17 protein-coding genes are annotated in these 22,076 nt (G+C 73.4%); 10 read left to right on the top strand and 7 right to left on the bottom strand.

What is annotated here, in order from left to right:
• The first annotated feature begins 113 nt into the window (after positions 1–113).
• From iolC to mmsA, 5 genes are all read left to right on the top strand, one after another.
• Positions 114–1,142 carry a 5-dehydro-2-deoxygluconokinase gene (gene iolC, locus ACIDOF_RS19190; RefSeq protein WP_409007152.1) on the top strand — a complete coding sequence of 343 codons (1,029 nt, stop codon included), beginning with the start codon at positions 114–116 and terminating at the stop codon, positions 1,140–1,142.
• The gene (locus ACIDOF_RS19185) at positions 1,139–2,044 is read left to right on the top strand and encodes a deoxyribose-phosphate aldolase (RefSeq protein ID WP_409007151.1); all 906 of its coding nucleotides are present in this window, start codon (positions 1,139–1,141) and stop codon (positions 2,042–2,044) included. The genes iolC and ACIDOF_RS19185 overlap by 4 nt, the downstream gene beginning before the upstream one ends.
• Positions 2,045–2,117: 73 nt before the next feature.
• Positions 2,118–2,918: a 5-deoxy-glucuronate isomerase gene (gene iolB / locus ACIDOF_RS19180; protein WP_409007150.1), complete on the top strand. Its 801-nt coding sequence runs from the start codon at positions 2,118–2,120 to the stop codon at positions 2,916–2,918.
• Positions 2,915–4,807: a 3D-(3,5/4)-trihydroxycyclohexane-1,2-dione acylhydrolase (decyclizing) gene (gene iolD / locus ACIDOF_RS19175; RefSeq protein ID WP_409007149.1), complete on the top strand. Its 1,893-nt coding sequence runs from the start codon at positions 2,915–2,917 to the stop codon at positions 4,805–4,807. Before iolB ends, iolD begins: the two co-directional genes overlap by 4 nt.
• A gap of 54 nt (positions 4,808–4,861) precedes the next feature.
• Positions 4,862–6,364, top strand: coding sequence for a CoA-acylating methylmalonate-semialdehyde dehydrogenase (gene mmsA, locus ACIDOF_RS19170; RefSeq protein ID WP_409007148.1), 1,503 nt, complete (start codon positions 4,862–4,864; stop codon positions 6,362–6,364).
• A gap of 7 nt (positions 6,365–6,371) precedes the next feature.
• Here the strand turns inward: mmsA and ACIDOF_RS19165 are convergent, their stop codons facing one another.
• The gene (locus ACIDOF_RS19165; RefSeq protein ID WP_409007147.1) at positions 6,372–6,806 is read right to left on the bottom strand and encodes a GNAT family N-acetyltransferase; all 435 of its coding nucleotides are present in this window, start codon (positions 6,804–6,806) and stop codon (positions 6,372–6,374) included.
• 118 nt (positions 6,807–6,924) lie between these two features.
• On the opposite strand from ACIDOF_RS19165, the gene ACIDOF_RS19160 reads away from it, so the two are divergent.
• The 3 genes from ACIDOF_RS19160 (at position 6,925) to ACIDOF_RS19150 (ending at position 12,438) form a co-directional block, all read left to right on the top strand.
• Positions 6,925–9,585, top strand: a complete 2,661-nt coding sequence (locus ACIDOF_RS19160) for an alpha/beta fold hydrolase (protein ID WP_409007146.1) — start codon at positions 6,925–6,927, stop codon at positions 9,583–9,585.
• A complete protein-coding gene (locus ACIDOF_RS19155) occupies positions 9,582–10,502 on the top strand; it encodes an ABC transporter permease (protein WP_409007145.1) in 921 nt (306 codons plus the stop codon). The genes ACIDOF_RS19160 and ACIDOF_RS19155 overlap by 4 nt, the downstream gene beginning before the upstream one ends.
• A 241-nt stretch (positions 10,503–10,743) precedes the next feature.
• Complete coding sequence (locus ACIDOF_RS19150; RefSeq protein ID WP_409007144.1) at positions 10,744–12,438, top strand: hypothetical protein; 1,695 nt, start codon at positions 10,744–10,746, stop codon at positions 12,436–12,438.
• A 102-nt stretch (positions 12,439–12,540) separates the two neighbouring features.
• Here ACIDOF_RS19150 and ACIDOF_RS19145 read toward each other — a convergent pair whose 3' ends face one another.
• The 3 genes from ACIDOF_RS19145 to ACIDOF_RS19135 form a co-directional block, all read right to left on the bottom strand.
• Positions 12,541–14,223 carry a von Willebrand factor type A domain-containing protein gene (locus tag ACIDOF_RS19145; protein ID WP_409007143.1) on the bottom strand — a complete coding sequence of 561 codons (1,683 nt, stop codon included), beginning with the start codon at positions 14,221–14,223 and terminating at the stop codon, positions 12,541–12,543.
• 152 nt (positions 14,224–14,375) lie between these two features.
• Positions 14,376–15,593, bottom strand: coding sequence for an acyl-CoA dehydrogenase family protein (locus ACIDOF_RS19140; protein WP_409007142.1), 1,218 nt, complete (start codon positions 15,591–15,593; stop codon positions 14,376–14,378).
• 7 nt (positions 15,594–15,600) lie between these two features.
• Complete coding sequence (locus tag ACIDOF_RS19135) at positions 15,601–16,068, bottom strand: SCP2 sterol-binding domain-containing protein (RefSeq protein ID WP_409007141.1); 468 nt, start codon at positions 16,066–16,068, stop codon at positions 15,601–15,603.
• A gap of 207 nt (positions 16,069–16,275) precedes the next feature.
• Between ACIDOF_RS19135 and ACIDOF_RS19130 the strand changes: the two genes are divergently transcribed.
• Both ACIDOF_RS19130 and ACIDOF_RS19125 read left to right on the top strand, forming a co-directional pair.
• Positions 16,276–18,195, top strand: a complete 1,920-nt coding sequence (locus tag ACIDOF_RS19130) for an AMP-dependent synthetase/ligase (protein WP_409007140.1) — start codon at positions 16,276–16,278, stop codon at positions 18,193–18,195.
• Positions 18,185–19,978, top strand: a complete 1,794-nt coding sequence (locus ACIDOF_RS19125; protein WP_409007139.1) for a GMC oxidoreductase — start codon at positions 18,185–18,187, stop codon at positions 19,976–19,978. The genes ACIDOF_RS19130 and ACIDOF_RS19125 overlap by 11 nt, the downstream gene beginning before the upstream one ends.
• A 3-nt stretch (positions 19,979–19,981) precedes the next feature.
• Here the strand turns inward: ACIDOF_RS19125 and ACIDOF_RS19120 are convergent, their stop codons facing one another.
• From ACIDOF_RS19120 to ACIDOF_RS19110, 3 genes are all read right to left on the bottom strand, one after another.
• Complete coding sequence (locus tag ACIDOF_RS19120; protein ID WP_409007138.1) at positions 19,982–20,620, bottom strand: class F sortase; 639 nt, start codon at positions 20,618–20,620, stop codon at positions 19,982–19,984.
• Positions 20,621–20,884: 264 nt separating this feature from the next.
• Positions 20,885–21,418, bottom strand: coding sequence for a hypothetical protein (locus tag ACIDOF_RS19115; protein WP_409007137.1), 534 nt, complete (start codon positions 21,416–21,418; stop codon positions 20,885–20,887).
• A 214-nt stretch (positions 21,419–21,632) separates the two neighbouring features.
• A complete protein-coding gene (locus ACIDOF_RS19110; protein WP_409007136.1) occupies positions 21,633–22,037 on the bottom strand; it encodes a VOC family protein in 405 nt (134 codons plus the stop codon).
• Between the last annotated feature and the right edge of the window lie 39 nt (positions 22,038–22,076).

The raw sequence follows: 22,076 nt of genomic DNA, 5'->3' as shown, positions 1-22,076 counted from the left end.
CCGGAGAGCGCTGTCAAGGCGGTCGCCGCGGATGGTCCGAATGTAAGGACAAAGTGTTGACAGGGGTGGGGGGCGGGGCTAGACCTGGGACATCGACGGAAGGGGCATCGAGGGTGACCGGTCCGAGCGAAGCGCGCCAGCCCGATCCGTACGACCCGCACGAGCCGTACGACGTGATCACCATGGGGCGGATCGGCGTCGATCTGTATCCGCTGCAGACCGGAGTGCCGCTCGCCGACGTCGAGTCGTTCGGGAAGTTCCTCGGCGGCTCGCCCGCCAACGTCGCCGTCGCCGCGGCCCGGCTCGGCCGGCGCACCGCCGTCGTGACCCGCACCGGGCGGGATCCGTTCGGCACGTATCTGCGCCGCGAACTGCGGGAGTTCGGCGTCGACGACCGCTGGGCCACACCCGTCGACGGGCTGCCGACGCCCGTCACGTTCTGCGAGATCTTCCCGCCCGACGACTTCCCGCTCTACTTCTACCGGCAGCCCAAGGCCCCCGATCTCGCCCTGGCCGCCGACGAGTTGGAGCTCGACGCGATCGGCCGGGCCCGGATCTTCTGGGCGACCGGGACCGGCCTGTGCGAGGAGCCGAGCCGCACCGCGACCCTCACCGCCCTCGCCCACCGCCCAGCGGCCGGACGCACAGCCACCACCGCCACCGTCCTCGACCTCGACTGGCGCCCCATGTTCTGGGCCGACGGCCCCGAAGCCGCCCGCCCGCACTACGCGCAGGCGCTCGCCCACGCCACCGTCGCCGTCGGCAACCTCGACGAGTGCGAGGTCGCCACCGGCGTACGCGACCCCGAGGCCGCCGCCCGCGCGCTGCTCGCCGCCGGGGTCGAACTGGCCGTCGTCAAGCAGGGCCCGAAGGGCGTGCTCGCCCTGGACGCCGCCGGCACACGCGTCGAGGTGCCGCCCGTGCCCGTCGAGGTCGTCAACGGGCTCGGCGCGGGCGACGCGTTCGGCGGCGCGCTCTGCCACGGCCTGCTGGCCGGCTGGCCGCCCGAGCGCACGCTGCGGTACGCCAACGCCGCGGGCGCCATCGTCGCGGGCCGCCTCGCCTGCTCGCCCGCGATGCCGTACGCGCACGAGGTCGAGGCCGTCCTCGACGGGACCGTCCCGGAAGGCGGTGCGCCATGAGAGCCGCGGCCCACAGCCCCGCCGTCGACCCCGCCGAGCTCGCCCGGATCCGCGCCCGGCGCCCCGAGGCCGTCGCCGAGGCCGCCGCGCGCCGGGTGCGCGGGCCGCTGCTCGGCGAGCGCGGGCGGCTGCTCGTCGTCGCCGCCGACCATCCCGCGCGCGGCGCGCTCGCCGTGGGGGAGCGGCCGCTCGCCATGGCCAACCGGCACGACCTCCTGATGCGGCTCTGCCTCGCGCTGTCCCGCCCCGGCGTCGACGGCGTGCTCGCCAGCGCCGACGTCCTCGACGACCTGCTGCTGCTCGGCGCCCTCGACGGCAAGGTCGTCATGGGCTCCATGAACCGCGGCGGACTCGCCGGTTCGGCGTTCGAGCTGGACGACCGTTTCACCGGGTACACCCCCGACGACCTGCGCCGCCGCCGCTTCGACGCGGGCAAGCTGCTGCTCCGTATCGACCGCGACGACCCCGCCTCGCTCACCACCCTCGACGCCGCCGCCCGCGCCGTCGCCGCGATGGCCGAGCGGCAACTCCCGGTGTTCGTCGAGCCGTTCCTGTCCCGCCGGGTCGACGGGCGGCTGCGCAACGACCTCTCCACCGAGGCCGTCACCACCGCCGTCGCCGTCGCCTCGGGCCTCGCCGGCAGCTCCGCGTACACCTGGCTGAAGGTCCCCGTCACCGACGAGCCGGACGGCACCGCCCGCGCCCTGGAGGCGTCCACGCTGCCCGCCGTGCTGCTCGGCGGCGACGTGCACGGGCAGCGGCCCGAGGAGACGTACGAACGCTGGCGCAAGGCGCTCGAACTTCCCACCGTGCAGGGGCTCGTCGTGGGACGGTCGTTGCTCTACCCGGCGGACGACGACGTGGCGGCAGCCGTCGACACCGCGGCCGCACTGCTTCGGTGAAACCCGGACACCCGGACACCCGGACACCCGGAGCCCTGGAAACCCGGACCGCAGACCGAGAGGGAGAGAACCGATGCACCTGCCGGCGGGCAGCACGGCGAACGGCCCGTACGCCCTGGACATCGATCCGAAGCGGGCCGGATGGACGTACGTGTCCCTGCGGATCCTGGAGCTCGGGCCCGGCGGCTCGCACTCCTTCCGCACCGGGGACAGCGAGTGGGTGGTGCTTCCGCTGACCGGCGGCTGTACGGTGCAGACGGACGGTGAGGAGTTCCAACTCACCGGCAGGGAAAGCGTGTTCGGCGGTCCGAGCGACTTCGGGTACCTGCCGCGCGACGCCCACGCCCAGATCGCCTCCGGCGCGGGAGGCCGCTTCGCCCTGGCAGGAGCGAAGTGCGAGCGTCGACTCCCCGCCCGCCACGGCCGCGCGCCGGAGGTCCCCGTCGAGGAGCGCGGCAGCGGCCGCTGCGCCCGCCGGGTGCGGAACTTCGCCGCGGCAGGGGTGGTCGAGTGCGACCGGCTGATCGCCGTGGAGGTGCTCACGCCCGGCGGCAACTGGTCCTCGTACCCGCCGCACAAGCACGACGAGCACCGGCCCGGCGTCGAGTCCGAGCTGGAGGAGATCTACTACTTCGAGATCGACGGCGAGCACGGCCTCGGCTACCAGCGGGTCTCCCCGTCCCGGCCGGGCGGCACCGATCTGCTCGCCGAAGTACGGGGCGGGGACGCGGTGTTGGTGCCGGACGGCTGGCACGGCCCGTCGATCGCCCAGCCGGGGCACACCATGTACTACCTGAACGTGATGGCGGGCCCCGGCCCCGAACGGGAGTGGAACATCTGCTTCCACCCGGACCACCAGGAGGGCTACCGATGAGCACCCCGAACCGGACGGGCACCCTTCGCCTCACCGTCGCCCAGGCCCTCGTCCGCTTCCTCGCCGCCCAGCACACCGAACGCGACGGCGTACGGCAGCGGCTCATCGGCGCCACCTGGGGCATCTTCGGGCACGGCAACGTCGCCGGGATCGGCCAGGCCCTCGTCGAGCACGCCGCGCTCATGCCGTACCACCAGGGCCGCAACGAGCAGGCGATGGTGCACGCCGCCGTCGGGTACGCGCGGCAGTCGCGCCGCCTCTCCGCGCACGCCGTCACCACGTCCATCGGGCCCGGCGCCACCAACCTCGTCACGGGGGCCGCGCTCGCCACGATCAACCGGCTCCCCGTGCTGCTGCTGCCCGGCGACACCTTCGCGACCCGGCCCGCCGACCCGGTCCTCCAGCAGCTCGAAGTGCCGTACGCGGGCGACGTGTCCGTGAACGACTGCCTGCGCCCGGTCTCCCGCTTGTTCGACCGGATCACCCGCCCCGAGGCCCTGATCCCGGCCGCCCTGCAGGCGATGCGCGTCCTCGCCGACCCGGCCGACACCGGCGCCGTCACCCTCGCCCTGCCGCAGGACGTGCAGGCCGAGGCGTACGACTGGCCCGAGGAGTTCTTCGCCGAGCGGACCTGGACCGTCCGCCGCCCGGCCCCCGACCCGCGCGAACTCGACGCCGCCGTACGGGAGGTGCGGGCCGCGCGCCGACCGCTGATCGTCGCCGGGGGCGGGGTGCGGCACAGCGGGGCCGAGGACGCGCTGCGGGCCCTCGCCGAGGCCACCGGCATCCCGGTCGCCGTCACCCAGGCCGGGAAGGGCTCGCTCCGCTTCGATCACCCCGCAGACGTCGGCGGCATCGGCCACACCGGCACCGCCACCGCCGACGCGCTGGCCCGCACCGCCGACCTGGTGCTCGGCGTCGGCACCCGCTGGTCGGACTTCACCACCGCATCGCACACCCTCTTCGAGGCGCCCGGCGTGCGGTTCCTGAACCTCAACGTCGCGCCGTTCGACGGGCACAAGATGTCCGGCCGGACCCTGATCGCCGACGCCCGCACCGGCCTCGAAGCCCTCACGGAAGGCCTCGCGGGCCATCGCGTCGACCCCGCGTACGAGGCGGAGTACCACCGTGCCAAGGCCGCCTGGGAGGACCGCGTCTGTGCCGCCTACGCCGCCCCCGACCCCGCCGCCCGCCCCACCCAGGCCCAAGTCCTCGGCGCCCTCGACGCGTTCGTGGACGGCGACGACGTCCTGATCAACGCCGCCGGCTCCCTCCCCGGTGACCTGCACAAACTCTGGCGGCCCCGCTCCGCGCAGCAGTACCACGTCGAGTACGGCTACTCCTGCATGGGCTACGAGATCCCCGCCTCCCTCGGCGTGCAGCTCGCCGGCCCCGACCTGCGCGTGTGGGCCCTCGTCGGCGACGGCACGTACCTGATGATGCCGACCGAGATCGTCACCGCCGTCCAGGAACATCTGCCCATCAAGGTGGTGATCCTGCAGAACCACGGGTACGCGTCCATCGGCGGGCTCTCCGAGTCCGTCGGCGCCGAGCGCTTCGGCACCGACTACCGGTTCCGGGCGCCCGACGGCACGTACACCGGGGAGCCGCTGCCGGTGGACCTCGCGGCGAACGCGGCCTCGCTCGGGATGCGGGTGCTGCGCGCCAAGACCGTGCGTGACCTGCGCGAAGCACTCGCCGACGCGAGGGACTCCGACGTACCCACATGTGTCTACACAGAGACGGAAACGGCCGACACTGTGTCGGGCGTGCCGCCCGCGCAGGCGTGGTGGGATGTTCCCGTGGCCGAGACCGCGGGCCGCCCGGCGGCGGCCCGGGCCCGCGAGGAGTACGAGCAGCGGGCACGGTCACGCCGCCGCCACCTGTAGGCGCGCGCCCCGCGCCGCCGCCACCCGTGAGGAACCGCAAGGGAGCTGTACGCCATGACGAAGACCGTTCACCACTGGATCGGCGGCAAGACCGTGGAGGGGACGTCGGGCCACTCCGGCCCGGTCACCGATCCGGCGACCGGTGAGGTGACCACCCGCGTCGACTTCGCCTCGGTCGCCGAGGTGGACGCCGCGGTCGCCGCCGCCAAGGCCGCCTACGCGGACTGGGGCCAGTCCTCGCTCGCGCAGCGCACCGCCGTCCTGTTCAAGTTCCGCGCGCTGCTCGACGCCAACCGGGACGCGATCGCCGAGCTGATCACCGCCGAGCACGGCAAGGTGCACTCGGACGCGCTCGGCGAGGTCGCGCGCGGCCTGGAGATCGTCGACCTGGCCTGCGGCATCACCGTGCAGCTCAAGGGCGAGCTGTCCACGTCGGTGTCCAGCCGCGTCGACGTCGCCTCGATCCGGCAGCCGCTTGGCGTGGTCGCGGGCATCACGCCGTTCAACTTCCCGGCGATGGTGCCGATGTGGATGTTCCCGCTCGCCATCGCCTGCGGCAACACCTTCGTCCTGAAGCCCTCGGAGAAGGACCCGTCGCCGTCCCTGAAGATCGCCGAACTGCTCGCGGAGGCCGGCCTTCCGGAGGGCGTCTTCAACGTCGTGCAGGGCGACAAGGTCGCCGTCGACCGCCTCCTGGAGCACCCGGACGTCGCCGCCGTCTCCTTCGTCGGCTCCACCCCCATCGCCCGCTACATCCACACCACCGCCTCCGCCAACGGCAAGCGCGTGCAGGCCCTCGGCGGCGCCAAGAACCACATGCTGGTGCTGCCCGACGCCGACCTGGACGCGGCCGCCGACGCCGCCGTCTCCGCCGCGTACGGCTCGGCCGGTGAGCGCTGCATGGCGATCTCCGCGGTCGTCGCGGTCGGCGACGTCGCCGACGAGCTGGTCGCCAAGATCCGCGAGCGCGCCGAGAAGATCAAGATCGGCCCCGGCAACGACCCGACGTCCGAGATGGGCCCGCTGATCACCGCCGCCCACCGCGACAAGGTCGCCTCGTACGTGCACGGCGCGAAGGAGCAGGGCTGCGAGGTCGTCCTCGACGGCACCGGCTACACCGTCGAGGGCTTCGAGAACGGCCACTGGATCGGCCTGTCCCTGCTCGACCGCGTCCCCGTCACCGCCGACGCGTACAAGGACGAGATCTTCGGCCCCGTCCTGTGCGTGCTGCGCGCCGAGACCTACGAGGAGGGCCTCGCCCTCATCAACAACTCGCCGTTCGGCAACGGCACCGCGATCTTCACCCGCGACGGCGGCGCCGCCCGCCGCTTCCAGCTGGAGGTCGAGGCCGGCATGGTCGGCGTGAACGTGCCGATCCCGGTGCCCGTCGGCTACCACTCCTTCGGCGGCTGGAAGGACTCGCTCTTCGGCGACCACCACATCTACGGCAACGACGGCACGCACTTCTACACCCGCGGCAAGGTCGTCACCACCCGCTGGCCCGACCCGGCCGACGCCCCCGCCGGCGTCGACCTGGGCTTCCCCCGCAACCACTGAGACGGGTTCAGGGTGCGCGGAACTCCCACGTGAGGACCGCGCACCCGCCCGCGCCCACCGCGCCCGTCGACCGGTACGTGGCGAGCGCCCCGGTGTTGTCCAGGTCCACGCCGACCCACATGTCGTAGCAGCCGAGCTCCTCGCACAGGCCGGTCAGCTCGGCGATCAGAGCGCTCGCGATGCCACGCCGCCGGTACGCCTCGTCCACCGCCAGCTCGTACAGGCACATCTCGACGCCCTTGTCCGGGTGCAGCATCTCGATGCCCGTGACGAATCCCACCGGCCGCCCGTCCGCGTACGCGAGGAACAGGTGGTGTCCCGCCGCCTTCAGGAACCGCTCCGCCCACTCGGCCCGCGCGGGGGAGTCGAACAGCGGCCCGGCGGCGAGGAGTTGGTCGACGGTCGTGGCCCGGCGGATGTCGTGCTGCGTCGTCTTCGGCATGCCGTGATACGTACCACGACTGCGGTACGCGGCATGCGCGGTCTACGACCGGGGGAGGTCGCGAGGTTCCCCCTGCCGGTTGCTTCGGCTGTCGGTGGTCGGCCGTACGGTGGAACGCATGCAACGAGACACGTCAGGGCCCGGGCGGCTCCGCGCCCGGCTGCGCGGACGGCGGCTGCGAGGACTCGTCTCCGTGGTGGCCGCCGTCGCCGTGCTCGCCGGGGGCGGCGCCGCGGCCGCCGTCGCGGCGGACGACGCACCGGCCGTGCACCGCGAGGACCGGGCGCTGCCCATGGGCGGCGGAGTGCGCGTCGACACCTCGTACTTCACAGCGGGCGACCCGGACACGAAACGGCCCGCCGTGCTCATCGGGCACGGCTTCGGCGGCAGCAAGAACGACGTCCGAGCCCAGGCCGAGAAACTCGCCGCCGACGGATACGCGGTGCTGACCTGGTCCGCGCGCGGCTTCGGCGGCTCCGGCGGGAAGATCGGCCTCAACGACCCGAAGGCCGAGGTCGCCGACGCGTCCCGGCTGATCGACTGGCTGGCGAAGCGCCCCGAGGTCCAGCTCCAGGCCGACGGCGACCCGCTGGTCGGCATGACCGGAGCCTCCTACGGCGGCGCGGTCTCCCTCCTCACGGCCGGGCACGACGACCGCGTGGACGCCATCGCCCCCGCGATCACGTACTGGAACCTGGCCGACGCCCTGTTCCCGAACGGCGTCTTCAAGAAGCTGTGGGCCGGCATGTTCCTGTCCACCGGCGGCGGCTGCGCCCGCTTCGAACCGCAGCTGTGCGCGATGTACAACCGCGTCGCCGAGAGCGGCGAGCCCGACGCGAAGGCCCGCGCACTCCTGGAGGAGCGCAGCCCCTCCGCCGTCGGCGACAAGATCGACGTGCCCGCCCTGATCATGCAGGGCCAGACCGACTCCCTCTTCCCGCTCGCCCACGCCGACGCCATGGCCCGCACCATCGGGGACAACGGCGCGCCCGTCGCCGTCGACTGGATCGCCGGCGGCCACGACGGCGGGGACATGGAGCTCGGCCGGATCGAGTCCCGCGTGACCGCCTGGTTCGACCGGTACCTGAAGGACGAGAAGTCCGCCGACACCGGCAGCCCGTTCCGCGTCACCCGCTCCGGAGGCGTCGACTCCACCGACGGCCGCACCCAGCTCCGCGGCGCCACCGACGGCGAGTACCCGGGCCTGGACAGCGGCCGGCGCGCCATCGCGCTGCGCGGCGGCACCCGCACGTTCGAGAACCCGGCCGGCGCGAGCCCGCCCGCCATCTCCAACGTCCCCGGCCTGACCGGCAACTTCACCCAGCTGTCGTCCCTCGGCCTCGGCGGCCTGTCCACCGACTTCCCCGGCCAGTTCGCCGCCTTCGACTCGGCCCCGCTGGAGCGGGACCTGACCATCACCGGCTCGCCCACGATCGACCTGCGCGTCACCTCCGACCGGGGCGACGCGGTCCTCTTCGGCAAGGTCTACGACGTCGGCCCGGACGGCCGCCAGAAGGTGCTGCCCTCCCAGCTCGTCGCCCCGATCCGGGTCGAGGACGCCGGGCGCGGCAAGGACGTCGAGGTCACGTTGCCCGCCATCGACCACGAGGTCCGCGCCGGGCACCGCCTGCGCCTCGTCCTCTCGTCCACCGACCTCGGATACGCCTCCCCGGCCGCCCCGGCGACGTACACGGTGACGCCGAAGTCCGCCCTGCACGTGCCCGAGGTGCCCGAGCTGACCACCGCCGCGACGCCGCTGCCCGCCTGGGTGTGGTGGCTGCCGCTCGGCGCGACCGCCCTCGCCGCCGGACTCCTCCTGACCGCCCGGCGCCGCACCACACCCCCGGCCCCGGACCCGGCCCTCGCCGAAGTGCCGCTGCAGATCACGGACTTGAGCAAGAAGTACGGCAAGTCGGACCGCTATTCCGTACGTGACCTGTCCTTCCGCGTCGAGAAGGGCCAGGTCCTCGGGCTGCTCGGGCCCAACGGCGCCGGCAAGACCACGACCCTGCGGATGCTGATGGGCCTGATCGCCCCCGACGACGGCGAGATCCGGCTCTTCGGGCACGCCGTGCGGCCCGGCGCGCCCGTGCTGTCCCGCGTCGGGGCGTTCGTCGAGGGCGCGGGCTTCCTGCCGCACCTCTCCGGCCGCGAGAACCTGCGCCTGTACTGGGCGGCGACGGGACGCCCCGAGGAGGACGCGCACATCGACGAGGCCCTGGAGATCGCCGGGCTCGGCGACGCCCTGGCTCGCGCGGTGCGCACGTACTCGCAGGGCATGCGGCAGCGCCTCGCCATCGCCCAGGCCATGCTCGGCCTGCCGGACCTGCTGATCCTCGACGAGCCGACGAACGGCCTCGACCCGCCGCAGATCCGCGAGATGCGCGAGGTCATGATCCGGTACGCGGAGCAGGGCCGCACCGTCATCGTGTCCAGCCATCTCCTCGCCGAGGTCGAGCAGACCTGCACGCACCTCGTCGTCATGGACCGCGGCAAGCTCGTGCAGGCCGGTCCCGTCGCCGAGATCGTCGGCTCCGGGCAGACCCTGCTCGTCGGCACGGAACGGGAGTTGGAGCCGGTGCTCGTCGAGAAGATCGACGCGCTGGAGGGCGTGCAGTCCGCGGTCGCAGCGGACGGCGGCGTGCTGGTCCGGCTCGACGGCGCGACCGTCCCGGAGCTCCTCGCCGAACTCGTCCGGCTCGACGTCCCGGTCACGAGCGTCGGCCCGCACCGAAGGCTGGAGGACGCCTTCCTGACCCTGATCGGAGGACCGGCATGAGCGGCACGACCGGCACGAGCGGTACGACGACCGCCGCGGGCGACCGTACGGACGCCGCCGTGCGCCCGGACGGCGCCGCCGCGCCCGGCTACCGCGCCGGGCGGACCCTGCCCCTGCGGGTCGAGCTGCGCCGCCAGCTCGGCCGCCGCCGCACGCTGGTGATGGGCGCGGTCCTCGCGGTGCTGCCGCTGATCCTGGTCGCCGCGTTCGCGATCGGCGGCACCCCGGAGGCCAACGCGCGGCGCGGGGCGACGCTCATGCAGGTCGCCACCGAGTCCGGCGCGAACTTCGCCGCGACCTGCCTGTTCGTGTCGGCCGGGTTCCTGCTCGTGGTGCCCGTCGCCCTGTTCTGCGGGGACACGGTCGCCTCCGAGGCCAGCTGGTCCTCGCTGCGCTATCTCCTCGCCGCGCCCGTGCCCCGCGCCCGCCTGCTGTGGTCCAAGCTCGCGGTCGCCCTCGGCCTGAGCGCCGCCGCGATGCTGTTGATGCCGCTGATCGCCCTGGCGGTCGGCACGGTCGCGTACGGCTGGGGGCCGCTGGAGCTCCCCACCGGCGGCGGCCTCGCCCCGGCCGACTCGGCGCTGCGGCTCCTGGTGGTCGTGGCGTACATCTTCGCGTCCCAACTGGTCACCGCCGGGCTCGCGTTCTGGCTCTCCACGAAGACGGACGCGCCGCTCGGGGCGGTCGGCGGCGCGGTCGGCCTGACCATCGTCGGCAATGTCCTGGACGCGGTCACCGCCCTCGGCGACTGGCGGGACGTCCTGCCCGCGCACTGGCAGTTCGCCTGGATCGACGCCCTCCAGCCCACCCCGGAATGGGGCGGCATGATCCAGGGCACGGCGGTGTCGGTGACATACGCGGTGATCCTGATCGCCCTCGCGTTCCGCGGATTCACCCGCAAGGACATCGTGAGCTGACTGCCGGGTCCGGGGCCCGCACTCGTTCGGCTGATGTGCCGGTGTGGTCCGGGGCCGGGTGGTTCAGGCTCCCGGTGTGGCCGGGGATGGGCCGTCGGTCCAGTCGGCCGGAGTGGGTGCGTTGGTCGGAGGCGTGACGTCCGATCCTGCGCCTAGCGGCGGCGGGACGCGCGTACTCGTTCGGCCGATGTGCCGGTGTGGTCCGGGGTCGGGCGGGAGGGCCGGGGTTCAGGGTGCTGGGATGGCTACGACGTCACCCCTCGTGGACACCCGCAGGCCCACGCCGCCCGCCCGGCGGCGCCAACCCCCGTGGGCGTACGGGGCGTTGCCCGTGCTCGTCGGCCTCGCGGTCCTCGCCGTCGGGCACCGGCGCCGCTGGATGTCGGACGACGGCCACATCTACGTCCGTACGGTCCGGCAGATCCTCGCCGGCAACGGGCCGGTGTTCAACGCGGGCGAGCGGGCCGAGGCGTCCACGGGCACGCTCTGGCAGTGGCTGCTCGCCGCCGCGGGCCTGCCCGGCTGGGACGTCGCCACCGTGGCCGTGTACGGCGGACTGCTGCTCACCGCCGCCGGGTTCGTCCTCGCGGGCCTCGGCTGCCTGCGCCTGTACGGCACGTCCCGGGCACTGCCGCTCGGCGCGCTCGTGCTGCTCGCCCTGCCGCCCGTCTGGGACTTCGCCACCTCCGGTCTGGAGACCGGGCTCGCCACGTGCTGGCTCGCGGCGTCCTGGCTGCTCCTGACGACGGCGCCCGGCAGGCTCTGGACCAGCGCCGTCCTGGGCCTCGGCCCGCTCGTACGCCCCGAACTCGGCCTGGTCTCCGCCGTGTTCCTCGCCGCCCAGTGGCTCACCGCCCGGCCGGGCCGGCGCCGCACCCTCGCCGCCCTCGGCGCCGCGCTCGCCACGCCGCTCGCGTACGAGGTGTTCCGCGCGGGCTACTACGGACACCTCGTGCCGCTGCCCGGCGTCACCAAGGAGGCCTCGCAGAGCCTGTGGGGCCGCGGCCTCGGCTACCTCGCCGACCTGGCGAACCCGTACGTCCTGTGGCTGCCCGCCCTGTTCCTCGCCGCGGCTCTGCTCCCCGCCCGCGCGCAGGGCCCGCGCACACCGCTGATCCCCACCCTGGCGCCGCCCGTCGCGGGCCTGCTCTGCTGGCTGTACGTGATCAAGGTCGGCGGTGACTTCATGCACGGGCGGATGCTGCTGCCCGGCCTGTTCCTGCTGCTGCTCCCGGTCTTCCTGGTCCCCGCCACCCGCCCCTGGACCCTCGCCGCCGCGGCCACGGCGGTCTGGGCGCTGGTGTGCGCCGCGTTCCTGCGCGTGCCGTACGAGGGGCGGGTCGGGCCCGGCGGGATCGCCGACGAGCGCGGGGTGTACGTCCACCAGAACGCCCACCCGAACCCCGTACGCCACACCTTCGCCGGCGCCCCCGGGCATGCGGCGTACGCGGCGGCGGTGCGCAGGGCCGTGCCGCCGCGGCTGCTGCTGCTCGACGGGCCGTCGGTCGGCGGGGCGGGAGGGGCGGTCGCCGTGGGCTCGGGGCAGGTCACGGGAGTGCACAACGTGCTCGGCATGAACGGGACTTCGGTGCCGCTGCCCGGGGCGGCGCTCGACCCGATCGGGCTCGCGTACCCGCTGGCCGCGCACTCGGAGCAGCAGCGGGGCGGGCGGGTCGGGCACGACAAGCGGCTGCCGGTGGAGTGGATCCTCGCCGACCGCGGCGCGACTCGACTCCCGCCCGGCGTCGACCCGTCCGGGGTGGCGGCCGCCCGCCGCGCCCTCGCCTGCCCGCCCCTGGCCGACCTGCGGGCGGCTGCCCGGGACCCGCTGAGCCCGGGGCGGTTCGCCGCGAACGTACGAGGAGCGTGGGCCCGCACGATGCTCCGCTTCCCGAACGACCCGAGGGAGGCAGAACGGGTGCTGTGCGCGCCCTGACCCCTCCGGGGCTGCGCCCCGGAACCCCCGGTCGTCGTTCGTCTGCGCCGCCGCGGTGGCTGGTCGCGCAGTTCCCCGCGCCCCTGTCGGGGGGAAACCCCCCTACACCCCCTCCGCCCGGAGCTCTGCCGCCTGTCGTACCGCCGTGGCCAGGCGGCGCGTGTCCGCGTCCGCGCCCTCGGCCAACCGGTCCGCCTGCTCGGAGAGTTCCCGCAGCGTCATCCGCCCCGGCAGCGGCGTGAACCGCTCCTCACCCGAGCCCGAGCCCGAGCCCGAACCGGAGTCCGAGTCCGACCCCGAGCCCGCCAGCTCCTCCGCCCCCCGCTCGGGGCACGACGCCGTCGGGTCGTCGTACGGGCACCGCGAAGGCCGGGGCGCCGGCCCCGCCGCGCGCAACGCGTCCGCGAAGTACGCCGCGACCGCGCTGACCTGGAACCCGCGGTCCGCCTCGTCCCACAGCTCCCCGTCGAGCTGCCCGGCCGTGACCCGGCGCGAACTCTCGTGCGGCTCACGGGTCTCGGGGTCGAGCCACCGCACCCGAGCGGTCGCCACGTGCCCGCCCGCGCCGGCGCCCTCCTTCAGCCGTACCGCGTACAGCGCCGTCACCGAGTGCCCGGGGCCGACCTCCCCGCCGTCGACGCGGTCGTCGCGGAAGTCCTCGTCGGCGACCCGCCGGTTGTCGTACCCGATGAGCCGGAACCGCTCCACCGTCTTCGGGTCGAACGCCACCTGCGCCTTCGCGTCCCGCGCCCGCAGCTCGATGTGCGCGGGCAGGTCCTCGGTGAACACCTTGCGCGCCTCGGCCGGGTCGGAGACGTACGTGGTGTGGCCGTCGCCCTTGTCCGCGAGCTGTTCCATCAGGGCGTCGCCGTAGTCGCTGCCGACGCCGACGCCGAAGAGCGTGATGCCGTGCTCGCGGCGGGCCTCGGAGATCTGCTCCAGGATCGCGTCGGCGCTGGTCTCACCGGTGTTGGCGAGGGCGTCGGAGAGCAGCACGACCCGGTTGGTGGCGCCCTTCGTCCGGCCCTCGACGGCGTTCTCGTACCCGGTGGTGATGCCCGCCTCCAGGTTGGTGGAGTTGGTGGGCTCCAGCTCGTCGATCGCGTCGTGCACGGCCTCGCGGTCGGCGTCCTCGGCGAGCCGGGTCATCGGCACCATGGTCTCGGCCTCGTCGCTGAACGCCACGATCGCCACGGAGTCGTCGGGGCGCAGCTGGTCCGTCATCACGCCGAGCGACTCCTTGACCAGGTCGAGCCGCCCGGGCTCGGCCATGGAACCGGAGACGTCGACGACGAACGTGAGCGCGGCGGGCGGCCGCTTCTTCGGGTCGGCGGACTTGGTGGCGAGCCCGACCCGCAGCAGCGACCAGTCCCCGCTCCCGCCCTCGGCCCCCGGCGCCTTCGAGCCGTCGACGTCGACGGAGATGCCGTCGCCCTTCGGCTGGGGGTAGTCCTGCCGGAAGCTGTTGACGAACTCCTCGGGCCGCACCGTCGACGGGTCCGGCATCCGCCCCTCCTCAAGGGTGCGCCGGGCGTAGCCGTACGAGGCGGTGTCGACGTCGAGGGCGAATGTGGAGAGGAGGTCGGGTGCCGCCTCCCGCTCGTCGCCCCGCTCCTTGTCGTGCTCGGGCGCCGGTGCGGCCGCGCCCCCGCCCGGAGGCGGCGCTCCCCGGGAGGAGTCGGCGGCCGTTTCGGTCGTACCGCCCCCGGAACACCCGGTGAGGAGCACCCCCGACAGGGCGAGCCCCCACACCCCCTTGCGTACCCAACCGTCCCCACGACCCATGTCCGGCCGCCCCCTTCACGTCTTGTGTGCTTGTGACTGTGACGGGGGAGGGGCCGGATCGGACCGGCATGGGCGATTGCGGAAGGATCACGGTTCTGTCTCCGGATTGTCCGTACGGGACCGCTCGCGTGGCGGTCCCGTACGAGTACGGCTCAGCGGATCTGCCGCCCCGTGATGGCCCGGGCGATGACGAGCCGTTGGATCTCGCTGGTGCCCTCGAAGATCGTGTAGATCTTCGCGTCCCGGTACATCCGCTCCACCGGGTGCTCCCTGCTGTACCCGGCCCCGCCGAGCACCTGCACGGCCTTCTCGCTCGCGGCGACGGCCAGTTCGCCCGCGCGCAGCTTGGACATCGAGCCCTGCCCCGCGTCGAAGGCCTTGCCGTTGCGGGCCATCCACGCGGCCTGCCAGATCAGCAGGCGTACGGCCTCGATCTCGGTGCGCAGGTCGGCGAGGGCGAAGGCGATGGACTGGTTCTCCACGATCGGCCGGCCGAACGCCTCGCGGTCCCCGGCGTAGTCGAGGGCGTACTCGTACGCGGCACGCGCGATGCCGAGCGCCTGCGCGCCGACCGTGGGCCGGCTGACCTCGAACGTGGCCATCGCGGCCTGCCCCTTGCCGCCGGTGGAGCCTTCGCGTACGCGGGCGAGCCGGGCGTCGAGCCGTTCCTTGCCGCCGAGCAGGCAGTGGCCGGGAACGCGGACGTCGTCGAGGAACACGTCGGCCGTGTGGGAGGCGCGGAGCCCCAACTTCCGTATCTTCCGGGCGCCTTCGAGGCCCGCGGTGCCGGGCGGCACGATGAACGCGGCCTGGCCACGGGCGCCGAGTTCCGGGTCGACCGAGGCGACGACGACGTGCACGTTCGCGATGCCGCCGTTGGTGATCCAGGCCTTCTGCCCGGAGAGCACCCACTCGTCCCTGGCCTCGTCGTACCGCGCCCGGGTCCGCATCGCCGACACGTCGGACCCGGCCTGCGGCTCGGACACGCAGAACGCGGCGACCTTCGGGTCGTCCTCGTCCCCGAAGCACTGCGGCACCCACTCGGCGAGCTGGTCCGGCGTACCGGCGGAGAAGATCCCGGCGACCGCGAGCGACGTGCCGAACAGGGCCATGCCGATGCCCGCGTCGCCCCAGAACAGCTCCTCGTTGGCGATCTGGAGGGAGATGCCGGTGGGGTCGCCGAAGAGATCGGCCAGCGACTCGAACCCGTAGAGCCCGATCTTGGCGGCCTCCTGGATGACGGGCCAGGGCGTCTCCTCGCGCTCGTCCCACTCGGCGGCGGCCGGGCGGACGACCTCGGTGGCGAAGCCGTGCACCCAGTCCTTCAAGTCCTGCTGTTCCTCGGTCAGTTCGAGGGAGAAGCCGGCCATGGGGGCCTCACGCCTTCGGGATGTCGAAGTAGCGGGTGAGCCCGGCGGCGAGCGCCACATCGCCCGCGATCTTGAGCTTGCGGGTCATGAACATCGTGACCGGGTTGGCGTTCCCGGAGACCAGCTTGAGGAACTCGGCGTCGCCCAGGACGAGCGTGACGCGCGGCTCGGCGTCGGAGCGGCCCTCGCTGACCGTGCAGACGCCGTTGGCGATCCGGGTCTCGTAGACGGCGTCGCTCGCGCCGGTCACCTTCCAGCGGATCAGTGCCTCCAGGCCGCCCGCGGTCTCCGGCTTGAACTGCCGTCCCATGCGGCCGAAGACCTCGGCGAGCACGCGGGCGCGCAGCGGCTCGTCCCGCGCGATCTCGTTGATCTCCTTGCTCGAAAGGCCCTTCACGATCTTCGCGAACTCCTCGGGCGATACGCCCGCGAAGTCGAGCTCCGCCAGGTTGTCCAGGTTCACGCTGTCCGCCATGGAAGCCTCCGGCCTCGTCGATGGTCCGCGGGCGGGGTCGAGTCGCGCTCCCGCCCGCATTCTTACTCGCGAGTAAGCTTACTGAGAAGTCAGACCTTCGTCAGCCCCATTGCTTTCTGCCTACGCATCGGTAAGTTGACGTACGCGTAAAGAACTTGCACCGCAGCACCACCGGGAACCGAACAGCGCCGACCACGGAGCCGACCCATGGGCGTACGCAAGGATCTGAAACGGGCGAAGCAGCGCGCCGACCTCGCGGCACGCGTGCACACGGAGCTGGTCAGGGAGGGCGGCGTCGTCCGCGAGGTGCGCACCGCCGCCCTCGACTCCGCGGCCCCCGCCCCCGGCACGACCGCCGACATCCCCTTCACCAACGCCGCCGAGGCGCCCGACGCGGTGGTCCTGCGCCGCAAGGAGGCGGGCAGTTGGCGGCCCGTGACGGCGGCCGCGTTCGCGCGTGAAGTCACCGCCGCCGCCAAGGGGTTGATCGCGGCGGGCCTCGAACCGGGCGGCCGCGTCGCCCTCATGTCCCGCACGCGCTACGAGTGGGCCGTGCTCGACTTCGCGATCTGGGCGGCGGGCGGCCAGACCGTGCCCGTCTACGCCACCTCGTCCGCCGAGCAGATCGCCTGGATCGTCGAGGACTCCGGCGCCCGCTTCGTGATCACGGAGACCGAGGAGAACTCCCGTATCGTACGGGCCGCCTGTGCCGGGATGCCCGAGCAGCCGCGGCTGTGGGAGCTGGACGGCGGGGCCGTGCTCGAACTCGCCCGCCTGGGCCGGGACGTCACCGACGAGGAGACGGAGAAGCGCCGGGCCGCACTCACCCCCGACACCGTCGCGACCGTCTGCTACACCTCCGGCACCACCGGACGCCCCAAGGGCTGCGTCCTCACGCACGGCAATCTGCAGGCCGAGGCCGCCAGCACCGTCGACCTGCTGCACCCGATCTTCAAGGAGGTCACCGGGCAGGTCGCCACCACGCTGCTGTTCCTGCCGCTCGCGCACATCCTGGGCCGCGTCATCCAGGTCGCCTGCATGCTCGCGCGGATCGAGGTCGGCCACTGCCCGAGCATCAAACCGGACGAACTCCGCCCCGAACTGCGGTCGTTCCGGCCGACGTTCGTCGTCGGCGTCCCCTATCTCTTCGAGAAGATCCACGACACCGGCCGGGCCACCGCAGAGAAGATCGGCCGCGGCGCCTCCTTCGACCGCGCCGACCGGATCGGCGTCCGCTTCGGCGAGGCCTACCTCGACAAGTTCCTCGACCAGGGCAAGGGCCCCTCGCTCGGCCTCTACCTCGCCTGGGCGCTGTACGACCTGCTCGTCTACCGCCGCGTCCGCAAGGAGCTCGGCGGCCGCCTGCGCTACGCGATCAGCGGCGGCTCCCCCCTCGACCGCCGCCTCAACCTGTTCTTCTACGCCGCCGGAATCATCGTGTACGAGGGCTACGGCCTCACCGAGACCACCGCCGCCGCCACGATCATCCCGCCGCTCGGCCCCCGCCCGGGCACCGTCGGCCTGCCCGTGCCCGGCACGTCGGTGCGGATCGCGGACGACGGGGAGGTGCTGATCAAGGGCCCGATCGTGTTCGGCTCGTACTGGAACAACCCCGACGCGACCGAACAGGTCCTGGACGGCGGGTGGTTCGCGACCGGGGACCTCGGGGAGTTCGACGACGACGGCTATCTGCGGATCACCGGCCGCAAGAAGGACATCCTCGTCACCAGCGGCGGCAAGAACGTCTCACCCGCCGTCCTGGAGGACCGGCTTCGCAGCCGCCCGCCCATCGGCCAGTGCATCGTCGTCGGCGACAACCGGCCCTTCGTCGGCGCGGTCATCACCCTCGAACCCGACGCCGTCGAGCACTGGCTCGCCGTCCGCAAGGCCCCCAAGGACACCCCCATGTCCGAGGTGATCAAGGACCCGCGGATGCTCGCCGACGTCCAGAAGGCCGTCGACTACGCCAACGAGGCCGTCTCGCGCGCCGAGTCCATCCGCAAATTCGTCGTCGTCGAGGGCGAGTTCACCGAGGACAACGGCCTCCTCACCCCCTCCCTGAAGATCAAACGGCATGCGGTCGCCCGCGCGTACGAGCAGCAGATCGGGGCGCTCTATGAGTCCTGAGACCTCGGCCGCGGGCAGCGGGCACGACGACTCCGACTACGACTACGACGTCCTGGTGGTCGGCTCCGGGTTCGGCGGCAGCGTGTCCGCGCTGCGCCTGACCGAGAAGGGTTACCGGGTCGGCGTCCTGGAGGCCGGCCGGCGCTTCGACCGGCAGACCCTGCCCACGAGTTCGTGGAAGCTGCGCGACTACCTGTGGGCGCCCCGCCTCGGCCTCTACGGCATCCAGCGCATCCACCTGCTCCGCAACGTCATGGTCCTCGCCGGCGCGGGCGTCGGCGGCGGCTCCCTCAACTACGCCAACACCCTCTACGTACCGCCCGCGGCGTTCTTCGACGATCCGCAGTGGCGCGACATCACCGACTGGCAGCGGGAGTTGGCCCCGTACTACGACCAGGCGCGGCGCATGCTCGGGGTGCGGCGCAATCCGACGCTGACCGAGGCCGACGAGCTCCTCCGGGACACCGCCGAGGCGATGGGCGCGGGCGGCACCTTCGGGCTCACCCCGGTCGGCGTGTTCTTCGGCGACGGCAAGGACGCCGACGGAAACGCGAAGGCCGCCCCCGGAACCGCCGCCCCCGACCCGTACTTCGGCGGGGCCGGACCGGAGCGGGTGGCGTGCGTGGAGTGCGGCTCCTGCATGACGGGCTGCCGCGTCGGCGCGAAGAACACCCTCACGGAGAACTACCTGTACCTCGCCGAACGGGCGGGCGCCACCGTCCACCCGCTGACCACGGTCGTCGCCGTACGGGAGCACGCCGAGGGCTTCCAGGTCACCACCCGCCCCACCGGCCGTCGCGGGCGCTTCGGGAAGCGGGGCGAGCGCACCCTCACCGCCCGCCGCGTCGTCCTCGCCGCCGGCACCTACGGCACCCAGACCCTGCTCCACACGATGCGCGAACGCGGACTGCTGCCCCGCCTCTCCGACAGGCTCGGCCGCCTCACCCGCACCAACTCCGAGGCGCTGGTGGGGGCGTTGACGTTCCCGCGCCGTTACCGCAAGGCCCGCGGCACGAACGCCGAGCCCGACTTCACGCGCGGCGTCGCCATCACCTCGTCCGTCCACCCCAACCCGGACACGCACATCGAGAACGTCCGCTACGGCAAGGGCTCCAACCTGATGGCCCTGCTGTGCGTGCCGCAGTACGCGCAGCACCTGCCGAAGCCGATCGCCGCCGCCCTCGCCTTCGCCCGGCACCCGGTCCTGGTCGCCCGCACCGTCACGACGTACCGCTGGTCGGAGCGCACCATCATCGGCCTCGTCATGCAGACCCACGACAACTCCCTGACCACGGGCCTGAACCGGCGCGGCCTCCTCACCGCAGAACAGGGCCACGGCACGCCCAACCCCGTGCACATCCCGGAGGGCTGGGAGGCGGCCGGGCTGCTCGCCGAACGCATCGGCGGCTTCGCGGGCACCAACCTCGGCGAGCTGATGGGCCGCCCGCTGACCGCGCACTTCCTGGGCGGCTGCCCGATCGGCGCGAGCCCGGAGCACGGCGTCGTCGACCCGTACCACCGCCTGTACGGGCACCCCGGGATCTCCGTCGTCGACGGCGCCGCGGTCTCCGCGAACCTCGGCGTGAACCCGTCCCTGACCATCACGGCCCAGGCCGAGCGCGCCATGTCGCTGTGGCCGAACAAGGGCGAGCCGGACCCGCGCCCGCCGCAGGGCACGCCGTACGCGCGCGTGGAGCCGGTTTTCCCGCACGCACCGGCCGTACCGGAGGGCGCTTTCGGAGCGCTGCGGCTGCCGAACCCGGGGGCGGGGGATGCTACTTGAGAGCTACTTGACGCCGGTCAGGCGGGCGTAGACCACGGTGTTGCCCTGGTACGTGCCGGTGGTCCGGGAGTACGCGCCGCCGCAGGTGATCACGCGCAGCTCGGGCCGGTCCGACTGCCCGTACACGCGGGCGTCCGGGAACGCGTCGCCCGGCACCAGCTCGACCCGGTCGACGGTGAACACCGCCGTGCGGCCGTCCTCACGGTCCACCTCGACGGTGTTGCCGGTGCGCAGCGCGCCCAGGTTGTAGAACACGGCGGGCCCGGTCGCCGAGTCCAGGTGGCCCGCGGTGACGGCCGTGCCCGCGGAACCCGGCGCGGTGCCTTCCTGGAACCAGCCCGCCAGCTGCGGCAGATTCCCCGGCGGCACGTCCAGGGTGCCGTCGGGGAGCAGCCCTAGGCCGATCAGCGGGGCCTCCACCTGGATCGCCGGGATGCGGATGTTCACCGGCCGGGACACGGGCAGCGGATCGATCGTGCGGCCCGCCGCGTCCGCCTTCGCCGTGGCGGCGGGCGGCCGGGGCGGCGCGGCCTGCGCCCGCACACCGTCGGCCGTGAACCAGGCGCCGACCAGCACGCCGAGCGACGCGATCCCCGCGATCGGAACCTTGATCCGGGGCAACGGGCTGTACGAGGAGGCCACGGGCTCACATCCGTCACTGTCGTTCTCGGGGGCGCAGTTCGAGCGCCGAGGGGGAGGCAGTCGTACGGGGTCCGGTCGTACGGGGTCCGGTCGTGCGGGGACCAGTTGTAGGGGCCGGTCGGTCGGGGCGGGCTGCGGGGAGGGCGTACGGGGAGGGACGCCGGTGCCCGCCGCTCTGCACTGCCGGGAACGCGGGGCCCGCGCGCGAGGCGCTGCTGCGCGGAACTCCTGCGGCCGGTACGCGTCGGCGGCGGACGCCGCCGTTCAGCTGTGGCTGCCGCTCCTGCGGCGCCGACGGAGCAGCCACGCACCGCCGAGGCCCGCGGCCAGCGCGAGCGTCGCACCTCCCGCGATCTGCATCCCGGCGTCCTCCGGCGCGCTGCCGCCGAGACCGCCGCGGAACTGCCCGGTGGGCGAGGTGGGCCGGGTCGTGGGGCTGGTGGTCGAGGTGGGGGAGCTGACGGTGACCCGCTGGGCTCCGGCCGACGCGCCGCCCGTGCAGATCACGGCCACGGTGTACGTGCCGGGGCTGACGCCCTGCCACGAGGCGCTCTGGGTGGTGCCTCCGCCCGCGAGGTCCACCTGCTCGCCCCCGGCGAAGCTGGCGCTCCCGTTGCCCATCAGCGAGGCCTTGCCGCCGCTCGGGCAGGAGGTGGTCGTGACCTGGACCGTCGTACCGGTCGCGCTGACATTGATCCCGGTCGGCGCCGCGGTGGCGGGACTCGCGAGCAGGGCGAGCGGGGCGGCTGCGGCGGCGACGAACAGACCGGAACGCGGGGATATTCGACTCGTACGCATGAGCATGTCCTCCACCGAAGCCCGGGAGGCGGCACCCCCAAGGTGCCGCCGGATCAGGGAGGTCCCGTGCTCCGTGTCACCGAGCCAAAGTGCTCGGCGCCCCTCGCGCACGCGGGGGACGCCGAGCGGTGGCTGTGCGGGTGACGCACTCAGCCGGATGGCTTACGGGAGCGGAGCGCCCGGCGCGCTCGGCACGCCGGGCCGGGAGCGGGCGTTACGAGGCCGGCTCGTCGTTCGTGTGGCTGCCGTACGGCGCGGAGATGACCTCCATGCCGTGGCCCGCGGGGTCCATGAAGTAGACGCCGCGGCCGCCGTGGTTGTGGTTGATCTCGCCGGGCTGCTTGCCGTGCGGATCGGCCCAGAACTCGATCCCGGCCTCCCGGATCCGCGCGAAGACGCCGTCGAACTCCTCATCGGTGACGAGGAAGGCGTAGTGCTGGAGCGTGATCGACTCGGCGGGGACGGACGCGAAGTCCAGGGTGACGCCGTTGCTCGTGGCGACGGGGACGAACGGCCCCCACTCCGTACCGACCTCGAGTCCGAGGACGTGCGCCAGGAACTCGGCGGAAGCCCGGTTGTCACGGGCGTGAATGATGGTGTGGTTGAACTCGACCGACATGCTGGGTGCCTCCAGAGGCACTCACGGGCACCTCCACGC

The organism is Streptomyces sp. Da 82-17 (genome assembly GCF_046098215.1).
In the GTDB taxonomy this organism is placed as follows: Bacteria; Actinomycetota; Actinomycetes; order Streptomycetales; family Streptomycetaceae; genus Streptomyces.
The sequence above is the reverse complement of the archived record's forward strand: the minus strand, read 5'-3'. Positions and strand labels throughout refer to the sequence as shown.